At 42.0% G+C, this 15,872-nt stretch carries 16 protein-coding genes and 1 tRNA gene; 15 read left to right on the forward strand and 2 right to left on the reverse strand.

What is annotated here, in order from left to right; translation table 11 throughout:
- The first annotated feature begins 1 nt into the window (after position 1).
- From K9M52_RS04400 to K9M52_RS04465, 14 genes are all read left to right on the forward strand, one after another.
- On the forward strand, positions 2 to 847 hold the full coding sequence (locus tag K9M52_RS04400) for a phage tail protein (protein WP_224070849.1): 846 nt from the start codon (positions 2 to 4) through the stop codon (positions 845 to 847).
- Positions 844 to 1,065, forward strand: coding sequence for a tail protein X (locus K9M52_RS04405; RefSeq protein WP_224070850.1), 222 nt, complete (start codon positions 844 to 846; stop codon positions 1,063 to 1,065). Before K9M52_RS04400 ends, K9M52_RS04405 begins: the two co-directional genes overlap by 4 nt.
- A 3-nt stretch (positions 1,066 to 1,068) precedes the next feature.
- The gene (locus K9M52_RS04410) at positions 1,069 to 2,082 is read left to right on the forward strand and encodes a phage late control D family protein (RefSeq protein ID WP_224070851.1); all 1,014 of its coding nucleotides are present in this window, start codon (positions 1,069 to 1,071) and stop codon (positions 2,080 to 2,082) included.
- A gap of 4 nt (positions 2,083 to 2,086) precedes the next feature.
- Entirely contained in the window at positions 2,087 to 2,800 is a 714-nt protein-coding gene (locus K9M52_RS04415; protein WP_224070852.1) for a phage baseplate assembly protein V, read from the forward strand.
- 61 nt (positions 2,801 to 2,861) lie between these two features.
- Positions 2,862 to 3,872 carry a GPW/gp25 family protein gene (locus K9M52_RS04420; RefSeq protein WP_224070853.1) on the forward strand — a complete coding sequence of 337 codons (1,011 nt, stop codon included), beginning with the start codon at positions 2,862 to 2,864 and terminating at the stop codon, positions 3,870 to 3,872.
- A gap of 13 nt (positions 3,873 to 3,885) precedes the next feature.
- Positions 3,886 to 7,203 carry a hypothetical protein gene (locus tag K9M52_RS04425; protein WP_224070854.1) on the forward strand — a complete coding sequence of 1,106 codons (3,318 nt, stop codon included), beginning with the start codon at positions 3,886 to 3,888 and terminating at the stop codon, positions 7,201 to 7,203.
- Positions 7,204 to 7,217: 14 nt separating this feature from the next.
- Entirely contained in the window at positions 7,218 to 8,324 is a 1,107-nt protein-coding gene (locus K9M52_RS04430) for a baseplate assembly protein (RefSeq protein WP_224070855.1), read from the forward strand.
- Positions 8,314 to 8,964, forward strand: coding sequence for a phage tail protein I (locus tag K9M52_RS04435; RefSeq protein WP_224070856.1), 651 nt, complete (start codon positions 8,314 to 8,316; stop codon positions 8,962 to 8,964). Before K9M52_RS04430 ends, K9M52_RS04435 begins: the two co-directional genes overlap by 11 nt.
- Before the next feature lies 1 nt (position 8,965).
- Positions 8,966 to 9,439, forward strand: coding sequence for a hypothetical protein (locus K9M52_RS04440; RefSeq protein ID WP_224070857.1), 474 nt, complete (start codon positions 8,966 to 8,968; stop codon positions 9,437 to 9,439).
- Between the two features lie 6 nt (positions 9,440 to 9,445).
- Positions 9,446 to 10,444: a hypothetical protein gene (locus K9M52_RS04445; RefSeq protein ID WP_224070858.1), complete on the forward strand. Its 999-nt coding sequence runs from the start codon at positions 9,446 to 9,448 to the stop codon at positions 10,442 to 10,444.
- A gap of 100 nt (positions 10,445 to 10,544) precedes the next feature.
- Positions 10,545 to 10,850 (forward strand): hypothetical protein, encoded by a 306-nt coding sequence (locus K9M52_RS04450; RefSeq protein WP_224070859.1) that lies wholly within the window; start codon positions 10,545 to 10,547, stop codon positions 10,848 to 10,850.
- A 2-nt stretch (positions 10,851 to 10,852) separates the two neighbouring features.
- Complete coding sequence (locus K9M52_RS04455; RefSeq protein WP_224070860.1) at positions 10,853 to 11,209, forward strand: hypothetical protein; 357 nt, start codon at positions 10,853 to 10,855, stop codon at positions 11,207 to 11,209.
- 10 nt (positions 11,210 to 11,219) lie between these two features.
- Positions 11,220 to 11,885 (forward strand): hypothetical protein, encoded by a 666-nt coding sequence (locus K9M52_RS04460; protein WP_224070861.1) that lies wholly within the window; start codon positions 11,220 to 11,222, stop codon positions 11,883 to 11,885.
- Entirely contained in the window at positions 11,882 to 12,409 is a 528-nt protein-coding gene (locus tag K9M52_RS04465; protein WP_224070862.1) for a hypothetical protein, read from the forward strand. Before K9M52_RS04460 ends, K9M52_RS04465 begins: the two co-directional genes overlap by 4 nt.
- A 76-nt stretch (positions 12,410 to 12,485) precedes the next feature.
- Here K9M52_RS04465 and K9M52_RS04470 read toward each other — a convergent pair whose 3' ends face one another.
- Positions 12,486 to 13,739: a tyrosine-type recombinase/integrase gene (locus K9M52_RS04470; protein WP_224070863.1), complete on the reverse strand. Its 1,254-nt coding sequence runs from the start codon at positions 13,737 to 13,739 to the stop codon at positions 12,486 to 12,488.
- 91 nt (positions 13,740 to 13,830) lie between these two features.
- A tRNA-Ser gene (locus K9M52_RS04475) sits at positions 13,831 to 13,915 on the reverse strand.
- A 129-nt stretch (positions 13,916 to 14,044) separates the two neighbouring features.
- Here K9M52_RS04475 and K9M52_RS04480 point away from each other — a divergent pair.
- Positions 14,045 to 15,856: an ABC transporter ATP-binding protein gene (locus K9M52_RS04480; RefSeq protein WP_224070864.1), complete on the forward strand. Its 1,812-nt coding sequence runs from the start codon at positions 14,045 to 14,047 to the stop codon at positions 15,854 to 15,856.
- The last annotated feature ends 16 nt before the right edge of the window (positions 15,857 to 15,872 follow it).

The following is a 15,872-nucleotide window of genomic DNA, read 5'->3' on the forward strand; positions in this document are numbered from 1 at the left end:
AATGTACGCACAGTTAGGAACCAATATATTTGAAAATCTGAAAAGCTTTACCGACTATTATCGGGGATCCGGTGTCACTTACGCCGAACAACCGTTAATAGACGATAAGCCAGATCTGCAATTTACGGGGGCTAATCTGGACGAACTTTCCTTGCGGATGCGGCTGCATGTCACTTTCTGCAATCCGGAAAAGGAATTACAGTCCCTTAAAGACAGCATGAACAATGGGGAAGTATTACCCTTGCTATACGGAAACGGGAAATTAGCCGGTAGCTTTGTTATTACCGACATTCGGGAACGGATAGAAGATGTTGACGGCGTGGGCAATGTATTTTCTTACTTGGTCGACGTTGAATTAAAAGAATATGTGGCAAAAGACAAATTGCAGAGCCAGCAAGCCGAAAACAGAAAAAATGCTACGGCCGTGGGCAATAAAAAGCCGGTGGCCCAGAAAAAGAACAACCCGTCCACGTGTGCGACTACTATTTCCGGGATTATTACAAAGGTTAAAAACCATTCGGACGCAATAAACGGCACCGTTCTTTTGGGTGGTGGCTCCCTTACCACAGAGGGTAAATTTGAAACGTCTTCACATTTGACGGCAATTAAGCTATTATGCCAGGATCTTATTAAACGGACGGGTGATTCAAGTTCCTGCGCCTATGGATCGGATGGTTTGTCAGGATCAGCTGAAAGCACGTTGTCTGCCAGTGATTCCTTCACGGCTAGTTTACCGGTTATGCAGCCGGATATTATTTTACAAAAGAATTCCGATCTGGTTTCAGCCGTGGCGGACCTTAAACGGAATGGGCAATCATTTCTAACCAGTTCAATATTAAGGAAATGAGCAACGAAATACAAATAACCACACAAGGCGGTGAGCGATGGGACAATATAGCTGTTTCAGCATACGGTGATCCTGCTAAAATGAATGCCATTCTGGCGGCAAATCCGGGCGTTCCGCCTTATGATATACTGCCGGAAGGGATTGTAATTAATATCCCCATCATTGAAGCCGCAGAGGTAAAAACAAATGCGGAACAACTACCCCCATGGAAACGCTAAACAATGAAGGTATTAAAAATACAATACGAGGTCCTTTATAATGGTAAAAATATAACAGCGGACATATCACCGAATGTTATCTATATTTCCTATACAGACCGGGCAAGTGGTGAAGCCGATGAGATTTCAATCTCTCTATCGGACGCGGCCGGATTATGGCAATATGCTTGGTATCCGACTAAGGGTGATACTATCACTCTAAATATCATTAAAAAGGGGCAGCCCCTTAACTGCGGGACCTTTACAATAGACGAAGTGACTGGCGATTTCTCCAAAGATAACGGCGATACAATAACGATCAAGGCCCTTGCAGCTGGCATAAATAAGAATATCCGGACATGTAAATTTACAGCCCACGAAAAGAAAACATTAAAGGAAATTGCAAATACAATTGCCCAATCCCAGGGACTAACGGTTATAGGCAACATCCCTGATATCATCATTGAACGGAAAACCCAATCCCTGAAAACAGATCTGCATTTCCTACAAGAACTGGCCGACGATTATGGATATACCTTTTCCATCCGGAACAATCAATTGATATTTACCAATATTTACGAACTGGAATCAAGGGAATCGGCATTAACGATCCAGCGAAATGAAGTTACGTACGTAAATATTACAGACAAAACAGCCAATACTTATGGATCAGTAAACATCAAATACCATCACCCGCGCAAGAAAAAAACTATTGTCTACGAACAAAAGGAAAACAACCCCGCATTATTAAATACCAAATCGGATATTTTAGTATTGCGCAAAAGGGTAGATAATGACCAGCAAGCGGAAGCAATGGCAAAAGCTGCGCTGTATCGGGCCAATAGTTTCCAGCAGGAAGGGTCGATACAAATGCCGGGGAACATCTTTATAGTTGCCGGTAATTCAATTGAATTGTCCGGCTTTGGGATGTTTTCAGGAAAATACTATATCACTGAAAGCAGCCATGATATAGACAAAGATAATGGGTATAATGTCACAGCTACCATCAAGCGTGTGGGTCTAATCGAAAGAAAATAATACAATGCACCACGGAACCATTTTAAAATACGGATTAGTTTGCGAAGTCAAACCGGGTTACGCAAAAGTAAATTTCGACGATGACGACGATCTAGCGACTGATTGGCTGCCGGTGTTAGTTCGCCGGTCCCAATCCGATAAAGAAAGCTGGCAACTCGAAATCAATGAACATGTTGTCTGCCTTATGATTAACGACGGGGATGACGGCGTTATTATTGGTGCAATATACAGTGACGAAGACACCCCGGACAACGGCGAAGCGGCTGGAAAATTCCGGAAATTATTTTCAGATGGCACATTAATTGAATATGATAAGACACTTCATAAATTAACTGCATCTGTTAAAGGAGATATCGCAATCAATGCCGCCGGAGATGCCCAAATTTCCGCTAAAAACATCCAAGCAGTAGCGACCCAAAAGGCGGCAGTTTCTGCCGCTGAAATCGAAGCGACTGGTTCTACATCGGCAAAAATTGTTTCGCCGGTAATCACACTGCAAGGTGCCGTTACAGTTACAGGCGCGTTAACTGCGGCGACCATAGCTACTACTGGCGGGGGCGCCATTACTTCCACAGGTGATATGAATATCACAGGCAAGATCGAAGCCGGTGGGGAAATCAAGGGCGGATCCGTTGTTGTTGGTGATATAGATTTGGGTACTCACACCCACAGCGGAGTTACCACTGGCGCTGGAACATCAGGCCCGCCAGTTCCTTAGTTTTAAATTGTCTTTATGTTGTCCTAATCCCCCATCCTTTACAATCGAAATTAGCGGGGTAATGGCAACACTGGATAACATAGACAGCCCCGTATGGGGAATTTCAATATTAGGGTATGGAGCAATAGCCCAGGGGCTGGCATCTATACGCCAGTGCATTGATATTATCCTGCGTACTCGAAAGAATTCAGATCCGTTGCGTCCCGAATTTGGTTCAGACATATTTAAGTACATCGATCTACCCGAAAACATCGCCATACCGAACATCAAAAAGGCTATTATAGACGCATTAGAAATTTGGGAGACCCGAATAAAGGTAACTGGTGTCAGTCATTATATAGAAAGCTACGGCAAGCCGGTGTTTACCATTGGGTACAAAGTAGTAGATCAAAACGTAACTGATGCAGTAACCTTCAATATAGCAAAAGGGGTAACAGCAGAACAACAAGACGCGGAAGTTATTTTACAGGCATTTTTCCCGCCTAATCCTAAAGGGTATCGTTATCAAATTTCATTCTTAGAAAACGGAACGCAAGTCTTACCTGCCCCAATTGAATACGGTTATGAATCTTTAAGCGATCTATTTAACTGGATCAAAACCAATTGGCTTTCGTTTGGAAGATGGTTTATGTTGGCAGACAGGATCATGTGTTATATTAGATCTGCTGACGTCGATTCTGCCAGTCTAGGGGTGTCCCTACTGCCGGTGAGGGAAATTAAAGCAGAATTCCCTTATTTGGCACCAACTGGCGTTTATTCGGTAATGTTTAAAGTTGCAGGTCAAGATATCATACCCCAGATGCCGGGTTATGACAACTTTGGAGATATCCTTGATTTCGCAAAAGAAAATTGGTCACAATATGGCAAATGGTATATTAAATCAGATCTGGCCGTAGATGGGCAAACGCCGATCTACCAGTTAATCTGTGTTTCAGAAAATGAAGATTTTAATGCTGAATTAATTATTTCAACTCTCTATTACAAAGTACTTATGATTCAGGCGTCAACAGGAAAGGCCCTAGGGGATTCTGCGCCATTTGGTCGAATTATAACAAGTGAATCACCGTTTTAATATTATTTAACAAATGAGCAATAGCACCGTTCCCGTTGGAACCGAAATAGAACTACAGTCAATTGAAGACACCGCCCAAGTAACGGAAGCTTTTGAAACCGATAGCGTTCCTATTGGAAGGGGTGGCGTAACTGTCCATATGCCATTTGGCGATTTTAAAGGTGATATAGTCAAAGAAGCTACAGAATCTTACATTGGCGAGATCGCATTAAACAGTGAGTTACCAGACAATCCGGATAATAAACCAATTTGGGGGGATGTTACCAATACAAAAATTGCCCCAACGCCTGATGATGGAAGTAGTGACGATATATATAATGAATTCTTGGATAAGAATAATGAACCCCTTGTGGTCCCAGCAAGCACATCGGGCAAGTTCAGCTACAATGGCCAGTATTGGAGCTATATATTAATATACAAAAACCTTCTTTTACTGATTGAAAATTGGTCCCCTAGAAAATACAAAACAGGGGAGCAATGTGTTCATAATGGCGGATTATGGGCTGCAAAAGACTACACTACCGCTGCTGCCGATGAACCTGGTGTTTCCCCTTTATGGCGTCCTATATCAGTTCCATCCATCAGATTAAATAAGATCACAGAAAATGCCGCAACAACATTCACCTATGGGGATACCCGTTATGCCGATTTAGGGAATACATTTCTTTCTATGGTTGATAAGGCCATTAGAGAAATTAACGTAATTAATAGCAATTATAAATACGTTTCACTGAAAGCCTGGGCCAATACCATTAAAACTGACGGAACCAGTGCATTTAATTGTACGCTTACATTAAGCAATAACTTGACACCGGGAGATCCGGAAGACAAGGATATCTTATGTTATGTTCCATCTTTAGATGTACCGGATGATGGTATTGTTAAACTTTATTTCAAAGATAATTTATCTTCAACTGCCCTGGAGAATGTAGAAATTGTGTTTGATACGACAGGATTTATTAAAGATTTATTATATGCATGGACATTTGGTGAGAAAAAGCTGGGGGTATTGAATGCGGGATTTATTAATAATATAACATCAACTGACGGATACCCAATTGGTCATGATACTTATAATGTATTTACTGGCGCTCCCTTTGTGATCCAAAGATCCCTGAAAAATATAACATGTTGGGGTAATGTCGCCGACAAAACATTTAAATTCGTAAGGCTTATTAGAGATAACAATGACCGTGTGATATTCGATATTGCTGTTTATCAAAACGGGGCACAAATTTCACTGCTGCGATCTATACTTTTGCCGGAAAATTTTTCAGGTTTATATACTGATTCAATGCCGTGGGGTGGATCAGGATCCCCTAACAGGGACTATGGGCTGACACTGACATTAGATTGTGATGTTATTAAAAGCAACTTCCCAGCCGGGGCATTTACCATAGTTCCCTTGGGTGATGATGTTATTTCTTTGAAAAAGGGGGATTATAAGAGGGCTCTACTAGCTGATTACTACGACATATCCAGCGGTGTTGGATATGCGGACTATCGCGGAATGTGGTACGCTCCGGGAACTTATAGACGAAATACAATCGGGATCCGGATCCCGGAAGGGACACAATCTTTGGAATACACTGGCGGCATGGATAAAAACGCCAATATACTATTTGGCGACAAAAACGGGAAATTAATTGGTTACGGGTGGACAGATGAAGACGGCGTAAGTAAATATAGCGGTGATGAAATAAAAACATCAATGACTATCCCGGTGCCGGCAGGCGCAAAATTTGTACACGCTTCCACATTATATGCAAATGTAAACAGCTTCCGGTTATATGCTGTTGGCAATTTTAAGCATGAAGTTAAATCGGACTATTATTCTATACAGGATGCAATTTTAGACCATACAGTTCCAGATGGGGTATATACAGCGCAAAAGTATCAATTCCGGAAGGTCGGCACGAATATTAATTATGTCCAGATTCTAGACGGAAACAATTTGGCACTTGCAGACGATTATAGCTATAAAGGCGAATTAATCCAAGGGCAACATACGGGGCAATTGGTGCATTACAAAAACGGCCTTTATTACTTTATTAATGGCCAAACCATCGAAGTTTATACACAGGATGAACAAGGGAACGTAACTTATCTGTTTAATCAGTCCATGTATCCAGATGTTTGGGCCTTATGCCCACAGCAACAGCAAGGAAGGGCTGTTTTAGAGGTTTTAGACGATGGATCTGTTTTATTTGCATTAATGATGGAGGTAGATGGAAATAGATTTTATTGTCTATTCAAGCGGAAGCCCGACGGAACACTTACTAAATGTTTCAAATATTCAAATGACTTCTACCACAAGGATTGGCTGGATCCATCAGATCCAGACTACAATAAAGTAGGGTTTGGTAACGGTGCACCGTTAGGTGAATGGTCCTTTGCTTATGGTGCAGGTCTGATCTTTGCCACGGAATACGGTGCCGGTACAAGTAAATATTGGGCGCAAAATAATACCGGTTTGGCTGGGAATGCCCGCGGGGTATCTTCCTGTGCCTGGGTAAGTCCAGACGACGGGGATACATGGTACAAAATGTTTGACCTTAACGACAAGAAAAATCCGCTTAATGGCGAATCCGACGACAATTGGGTGTATTTCACTTCTACCGAATATAGAAAATTAGCCCATATACATACAATTCGTTATGACAATTATGGAAGGCGAATTTTAATAACCAACGGCGACGGGCAGGATTATTTATGGCATTTAAGTATTGACGACCTCTTAGCTTTCCTTACAACAGCCACGGCCGTGGATCCGGAAGTATTCCCCACAGCAAATACACCTACGCCCGTTTGGTCGAGCTTCATGTTTTGTATCAAAAATGAATTTGAACCCAACATGAACTACAATACAATGCGGCCACAGTATACAGCCATTTTCCCTATTCAACAAGGGTTATTGCTAGGTCATGATGCCCCCAGGGAGTTTATGTATTTAGTCCATCGTAACGGATATGAAACGAATGATGTGAATGTAGAGCCTACGTATATGTGGGAACAATCAACCGATTTTGACACCGCGGAGCAATACCGCGTAAGTCAGACGTTAACAGATGGGTTTGTAATGAACATGGTTAGATTTGGTAAAGGGGAACCTGTGTTGATTGGACATTCCGCATCTGGAAAATATTGCAGAATCTGGGCCACTTACAATGGCGTCGAGCATCGGAAAGTGTTTGAAAGTGAAGAAAAAGTAATCAAATTTGGATGCAGAATTTTTAAGCACCCATCCGGGGACTTACTGGTTAGCACCGATGCCGCACTAGATAGCTGGCATTCGGGTTATTATATACTTAGAAAAAATAGATTAGACTAATATACGTATAATATATGTCAGAATTGATAAAAATTACCGACGAAGATTCAGGCCGAATAATATCCGAAATGAAGGCCGATCTGGAATTTCGTCTAAACCGTCAAATAGCACCAGCAGATGTTGAAATGTTAATCATCCAGGGTTTGGCGTACAGAGAAACTATTATCAGATCCCAGATTAACGATGCATATAGACAAAGCCTAGTGGCTTTTGCCCGTGGTGCATCCTTGGAGTATTTAGGCGAGTTAGTCGGGGTTTATCGCCTTCCAGCGGCCCCCGCATACGTTGTTTTGACTTTCACGCTTGTAGATGGACAGACTGGCATTACTATTCCGGAAGGGCTTCGGGTTCAATCAACCGACGGTAAGGCAATTTTCCAGACAATAGAAACAGTAATTGTCCCCGCTGGTGTAATCTATGTAAATATAAAAGCTGCATGTTCGGAAGCCGGAACTATAGGCAATAATTATTCTGCCGGTACGATTATTATAATCTTGGATCCAAAGCCTTATCTGGTGGGAGCGCAGAACTTGGATCAGTCCTCTGGCGGTTCAGATGAAGAAAGCGACGACGATTTACGAGAGCGTATAAAACTTGCGCCAGCTTCATTCAGTGTGGCGGGGCCGTCAGAGGCTTATAAATTTTTTGCAAAAAGCGCTAGCCCCTCTATTGCAGATGTAGCGATTACCAATCCGACGCCGGGGGAAGTTCACATTTTCCCGCTTTTGTCAGGTGGCGTTATACCAGGTCAGGCGTTACTTGATACTGTATATGCCATCTGCAATGGCGAAAAGGTCCGTCCCTTGACTGATACGGTTATCGTCTCCGCGCCGACAAAAATTGACTATGCCATTGAAGTGGAATTAACTATCCTGTCTAATGCAGTCAATCTAGGTGCAGATTCTACAGTTCTGGACGCAATACAAAGATGGGTAGATTCAAAGAAAAACATATTGGGCGTTGATGTGGTTAGGAACAAAATAGCGGCACTTTCCATGCTGGATGGAATAGTTTATAATGTTGACGTCATTAGTCCGGAAACTGACATCGTAGCTAACCCAGAAGATTATACAAATTGCACGGGAATAACAGTAACAATTAACGGAACCCATGACCAATAACGGGAGCATATTAGCAGATAGTATAGCACATATCACCCACATCGCAGCTTTTGATCTACTTATGAAAAGCAGGTTTAATAACATGCAATTAGATCAACTGTTGGTATATATCATTGATACAGTTGACGCGTCAGCAATTCCTTACCTGGCACAGCAATTTGACGTACTTGGTTATAAGGGGTTTCGATTAGCCAATACTGACGCAGATAAAAGAAATATAATAAAAAGGGCAATTGAATTACACCGTTACAAAGGTACTCTGTGGGCGATCCGTGAAGCTTTAGTTTCCATTGGCTACGGGGACGCTGAAATAACGGAACATGTAGGGGAACATTGGGCTAATTTTCGTGTAACAATCGACCTGGGCGAAAAATCGTTAGGCGACGCCGAAGTTCAGGACATTGTAAAAATGATTAACGAGTACAAAAACGCAAGGTCGACATTAGTGGATGTAAGCTACATCATATCAATTTCAGGTGAAAAGATAACCTTATCTGATTCTGAAACAGATGGTCAGGCAATTGAAGACGAAGACGAAGTGTCAGCCGGTGGCAATGTACTTCATAATGGTTTGGTGGTGCGTAATGGCACAAACAATTATGGACCTGACACTGATTTATTAATAATTGAAATTCAATAACATGAAATTAAAAATACTAAGAAAGTCCAAACCGTTGGTTAATGATGGCATATGTGCAACCGGTGCAGTTCATATTGATATATTTAACAACTGTCAATTAGTTGCATCTATACAAGAAAACAACTTAGTTGTAACCCTGGGAAAAACGAATATAGCAAAATTATTGGGTGGTAATTCCGCTGGAAAAGCCATTACTAAAATTGGCATCGGAACCAATGCTACAGTAGCAGCCCCAGGCGATTCAGCACTTACGGACATGTTTAGTAAGTCCGTCGACTCGGTGTCGTTTCCGGAAGCAAATAGCGTACAATTTAACTTTGATTTAAATAATGATGAAGGGAACGGGATTACTATTCGAGAATTTGGCTTGCTGAATGCTGACAATATTCTTTGCGCCCGTAAGGTTAGAACGGGTGAAATAGAAAAGACCGACGCAATTCGCATCGTCGGAAGTTGGAAAATCACAATTAATTAAATTACTATGGCAACATATACAGGTAATAACGCTTGGGTTGATGAAATTTATAATTTTGAAGAAACGGACATAGTCCAAGGTGGTCCGGACGGAATAGACAACTTACCTTTGCAGCAACTTGCAGATAGAACCCAATATTTATATGGAAGGTTAGGGTTAGCATCTCAATTGGTGGGGGAAATTATTTTATCGTCAAATGCGTTATTGGACGATTCTTTTGCAGGAAAACTTATTATTGCGAGATCGTCAAATAATACTGCACTAACTATCACGCTGGCTGATTCAGATTCCTTTCCCGATTTTTCTATTTTACCTATTTCCAGTTTTTGTGCCGGGGCCTCTGTTATTAAAATCGTAAGCGGCAACGGCCAATATTTCTACGATACAGACGGCAACAGGTCGGAGGTATACATGCACCATAAAGAACATTTGTATTTAATGGCTTCTGGTGGACATTGGAAAATCGTAAATGCAATCGGTAATTTTTACTGTGTTGGAGAAGAAGTAAAGTCCAGGAAGCAGTTAATTAATACGCTTCCTGCTATGGGGCAGCTTATCAACCGGACTTTTTATCCGAGATTATGGGAATTTGTTGATTCCCTTTCGGTTGGGCATGAAGTCATTTCTGATTCGCTTTGGCTGTCTAGCCCTACAAAGTACCGTGGATTCTTTTCAACAGGTGATGGATCGTCAACCTTTCGTATGCCAGATGAAAGGGCCATGTTTGAACGTATGTTAGATTTGGGCCGGGGCATCGAATTTAAGAGGGTGCCAAATTATGCTGGTGGTTACCAAGCGGATGAAATGCTGCAACATAACCATACAACTGAAAAAATCGCAGATCGTGGATGGCCTGATGCATCCGGGGACAGAAGCCCGCAACAATACTGGATGGATGCAATCAGGGATCCATCCGCAGCGCGTCTGATTCAGGTAAATAATGCTGGTACTGGATCCGAAACAGTCGTCAAAAACATAGGTAAATTATTCCTTATAAAATACTAATATTTCTATTCTGTCTATATGATGTTCATATAAGAATATCAATTGAAACTAAAATTGCAGTTAGTAAGCATCAATCTTAACTAACTGCAATTTTTTTATAATGAAAGCAGGAGACATGACACCACTGGAACAAAAAGAAATTAAGGGAGTTACGGGCCGTCTTATGACAGCCATCATTATTGGCACCATTAGTATTTGCAGTTCAGTCGTGGGCGGTGTCTTTTCTATAAAATCGGAGATCCACAGCCTTAGTGATAAAACCGAATTACATGGCGAAGCCATCAAAGAAATAAAAGCGGACGCCAAAGGCCGTGATCTTCAAATACGTGCCTTGCAGATTCAAATTTCAACACTGGAAATGCGGTTTAACGATTACGCTGCCGGTAGAGCATCTAAAACCAACTAATTATGTTAAAGGATATTTTAGGGGTAGCCACTATTCAGGAATTTTTGACGCAAGCATTTTTTGCGTTCGTGGGTGTAGTTATTTCACTATTGATCCACGGCGCCACAAAATACAAAGAAGCTGTTGGGACGCCGGTTAAATTTTCTTTGTGGTTTTTATTGAAAGATAATGCTAAACGAATCTTATTAAATATCCTTTTAATATATGCAACTCTTCGTTTTTTCCCTGACATAACCGGAATTGATATTACATTCTTTTGGTGCCTGATTATTGGACTTTGTTATGATCGTCTAGCCCAATTGCTTAAGTCAAAAACCGATATTCTGGATGTGCAAAGGAAAGCAGATCCCGACAAATAAAAATAAAGCCATGTCAAATGTAATTTACAAGTACGGAACTCGCCTTATGGGCATCCTAGCTGCTTTATTTATTGGACTAATACTGATTACCGCCACTTCCTGTAGCAGCGTAAAAAAGCTACGGAAATCAACGACAGTCAATATTGATAGTACAGCCACAAAGTCCCGTCAAGCGTCCCATGTGAATAAAAAAGACAGTGCTGCCCATTCCGATGTAACTGCTTCTCAAAAGTCAAAAATAGATAGTGGTTATAGCCGAAAAACTGTAGTGCGTGAATACTGGACAAATGATTTTGATTTAGGGTCAGATACAAGACCCAATCCTGTAGTACCTACTCAAACTAAAAATGGAAAGGAAACATCAAATATAAGCCATACCAGCCACAAAAAAGGTGGAAGCCATAAGATGCCGGGGAAGTTACTGTATCGGGAAACCACAACCTACGAAAAAGGAAATCTACAAAAGGAAACCGAAAATAATACCGGTACAAAACAGGGTGTCAGGCTCATTAATGCTGATTCGTTGGGGGTGAAAAATGCTGATTCCTTAAATGTTAACAAGGGCACGGTCGAAAATATAAAAACGGTCGATCGTAAAAAGCTTTTATCCGGAATAATGATCGTTGCGGTAATTGCAGTGATTTGTTTTGGACTATATAAATGGTTGAAAAAATGAAAGTAAGAAATTCTTACCCCGAAAAGCCCAAATTACCCTATGAACGCACATCTGTTGATATGGCAGATGTGACGCAATATATTAGGACTTTGCCAATATCATTGGCCCTAAAGGCTTCTTTATATACTGTATTCCGCAATGAAAGTGCTAACGGGAAGTCTGGCGTTTGTAATAACTACGGGGGGATTCAAGCCGATTCCGGCCGGTGGGATAAAAAATTTGACGATGCCATAACAGGGACTTGCGTCAAAAACGAAAACATGACGGGAAATGCCCGTCGTTTCGTTTGCTTTGCCAGCTGGCATACAAGTATAGACTTTCTGGCGGACCGGCTAAAGGATCGGGGGCTTTTTGTCGGGGGATATGCCGGTAAAATTGCTAAGATAGAGATTCACACAGTAGAAGACCTGGCGCGGGCCTATTGGAAAGAATGGGTTACTGGATCCAGAACGGCGGAACCGTCACAATCGGAAATCATGGATTTTGAAAGCATGCACCATAAAGGCGTTGCGCTTTTCTCATAGACATTGCTCTGTTTTAGGTTTGTTTTGATTTGGTTTTTAATTGGTGAAAGGGAAAGGCCCCATAATGGGGCCTTTTTTATTGCGCTGCACCAACAAAGTTTGGCGACTTCTTTATTATTTCGTCCTGATATACGCCCTTTATTTGCTTGACATACGTTTCAGTCATTTTTTTATTTGTATGCCCGTATAGGGATCGCAAGGCGTCAAGATCCACGCCCGCTACGATCTTGTCATTGCCGCCGGTATGCTTTAAGGCATATAGGTGTTTATTGATCCCAAGTCCCTTTATTACAAGCTTTCCCCATAGATTAGTTACCGTGTCCCGCTTTACTCTGACAGTTGACGGAGATAGGAAATCAGGACGCATTGCCCCGCTGACACCTTTTAAACTGGATCCTTTTCCACGGTTTCCGGAAGTGCCGCAGTTGCTTCCAAACGCATAATGGGTGTGGGGGAATTTTGAAAGGCCCAAGCGCATAAGGTAATTATATAGCTCATCATCAATAGGCACCCTGCGGACATTCTTTGTTTTACTATTTTCTGCCGCCAGATCCGGCCGAATGGTAATTACCCTTGACAGTAAATCAATATCGCCGATTTTGAGGGCTAATACTTCTTTTGGCCGTATGCCCGCATGATACACTACCAGCGAAAAGACAAAAAAGTTAAAATGAATTCTTTCCAGATTTTCAGCAATTTTTTTCTTTTCCGCTTCCGTCAATGGGATATATTTACTTGATTCCACTTTCGCCCGTCCCCGGATATTTGCTGCCGGGTTAAATTCTATAATGTCCCAATCCAATAGTTCACCTAATAAGGCCCGAAGCGTGTCCCTGTATTTATTAAATCCGTGATTGCTTAGGCCCTTTGCCCGGTCCAGATCATCTAAAATTGTCCGGATATGGATCCGTCGAACGTCCTTTATATTCAAAATATCATACCCACATCTTGAAATTGACTGCTCAATGAACTTTAATTGGTTGCCATAATCCTGCATTGTCTTGGAAGCAACTTTCTTTTTGGATAGCGAAAATTTGAGAGCCTGGGCGAACGTCATCGGCCGCCCCGAATCCGCCCGGATAACATGCCGGTTCTTAAAGTCTGGATCCAGAATCGGGTTCCATCCATTTTGCAGCCAGATTAACTTAGCTTTTTGAACCGCCTGTAGTTCCTGCATTTTAAATGCTTTCATGTGATCCCGGTTCGCATCACCCCGGTATTTCTTTACATGCCATTTGCCGGCGTGGAAAAAACGAAAATAGACATAACAGTCTTTAGGGTTCTTTGTTACGATCTTAGGGGGTGTGTAGCATACTGTTTTTGCTTCCATGTGTTATTTTATTTGTGCCGGGTTTTGTACCGACTTTTTTATTTAATAACACACAAACAATTGAGAAACAAGCAATTATAAGGAAATTAAGCGGAGAGTGAGGGATTCGAACCCCCGGACCTGTGACAGTCAACGGTTTTCAAGACCGCCGCATTCGACCACTCTGCCAACTCTCCGGGCGCAAAATAATATCTAATAAATTTAATAACCAAATTTTTTTGCCATTCTTCCCGTAATTTTGCGATTCGATCCCTGTTTCCGGCACATCAAAGCATCTAATTTATCTGCAGGGTCACTCATTAACTATGAAAGAATTATCAGTTCTCAATAAATACTTCTGGAAATATCGCTATCGTTTCATACTGGGTTTTTTGTTCATTACTGCCTCCAACTACTTTGCTGTAATGTCGCCACAGGTATTCCGCTATGTAGTCGGAAAACTGCAGGAAACATTACCGGGTCCCCACCCTGAGGCAGGCACTCAGGTTGTCAAGGATGTTATACTAGCCCATTTTTTCTCCTGGATGGACAGCTTTCCGTATGGCAGAATGGTTCTGGTAAGCAGTATCGTTATAATCGTTCTTGCCTTAATCAGGGGCCTTTTTATGTTCTTTATGCGGCAAACCATTATTGTCATGAGCCGTCATATCGAATATGATCAGAAAAATGAGGTTTATGAACACTATCAGACCCTGGATGCAGGTTTTTACAAGACCCATTCAACAGGCGATCTGATGAACAGAATGGCCGAAGATGTCAGCAGGGTTCGTATGTATACCGGACCTGCTATTATGTATTTTATTAATCTGACGACCCTGATCGCCTTATGCCTGATCAATATGTTACAACAGGATGTCAGGCTGACTTTGATTGTCATTTCTCCTTTACCCATACTCGCCCTGACCATTTATTTTCTGAACATCAATATTCATAAAAGGAGCACAAGGGTCCAGGCGCTGTTATCTGATCTAACGACCAATGCCCAGGAATCTTTTTCTGGCATCCGGGTCATCAAATCGTATGTTCAGGAGAAGGCTATACTGGGTTTCTTCCGAAAAAGCAGTGAAGAATATCGAAAAAACGCGGTAGGCCTTGCCAAGATGGAAGCGGTATATTTTCCCAGCATGAACCTGATCATTGGCCTCAGCACATTAATTACCGTGCTGATTGGTTGCCAGATCGTTTTGCATGACACGACTAAGGTAGGCCTGATCGTGGAATTCGTGATCTATATCTTACTGCTCATTTTCCCGGTGAGTGCCATTGGCTGGGTGGCGAGTATGACCCAGCGGGCCGCCGCCTCACAAAAAAGACTGAACGAATTTCTGGAACAGGTACCCGCCATTCAGGACAAACCCGTTACGAAACCCGCCGAACTGGACGGAGATATTTTGTTTGAACACATATCCTTTACTTATCCCAATACGGGCATCAAAGCGATCAAGGATTTTAATTTACGGGTAAAAAAAGGCGAAAAGGTGCTGATTTTGGGCAAAACAGGCAGCGGCAAATCAACCGTTGCTCATTTGCTGCTCAGGTCCTTTGATCCGGATCATGGCAACGTCTACATTAAAGGCGTCAATATCAAAGATATGCCTTTCAGGCAGCTTAGGCACAATATCAGTTATGTGCCACAGGACGTCTTCCTGTTCAGTGATACGATTGCCAACAACATCAGCTTTGGCTTGAATGAAAAAGCGTCAAGAGAAAGCATTGAAGCCGCAGCCAGATCTGCCAGCATTCATAATGAGATCCTGGAGTTGGAGAACGGTTATGAGACCATGGTAGGCGAACGTGGAGTTATGTTAAGCGGAGGACAAAAACAGCGCGTTTCAATCGCCAGGGCGCTTATTAAAGAACCAGAATTAATGGTATTTGATGACTGCCTGAGCGCTGTAGACGCCAAAACGGAAAACCAGATCATCTCCCACCTTAACCAGTTTTTGAGCGATAAAACCGCTATTATCATTACCCATAGGATTTTCACCGTATTTAACTTTGATCAGATTATCATTATAGATGATGGAATGATCACAGAAAGGGGTACACATGACCAGTTAATGAAACAGGGCGGCTATTATGCCGAACTCTACAGAAAACAGATCACAGAGGCATAATTGTATGATTTTCACA

Origin of the sequence: Arachidicoccus terrestris (genome assembly GCF_020042345.1) — a bacterium.
Lineage (GTDB): Bacteria > Bacteroidota > Bacteroidia > Chitinophagales > Chitinophagaceae > Arachidicoccus > Arachidicoccus terrestris.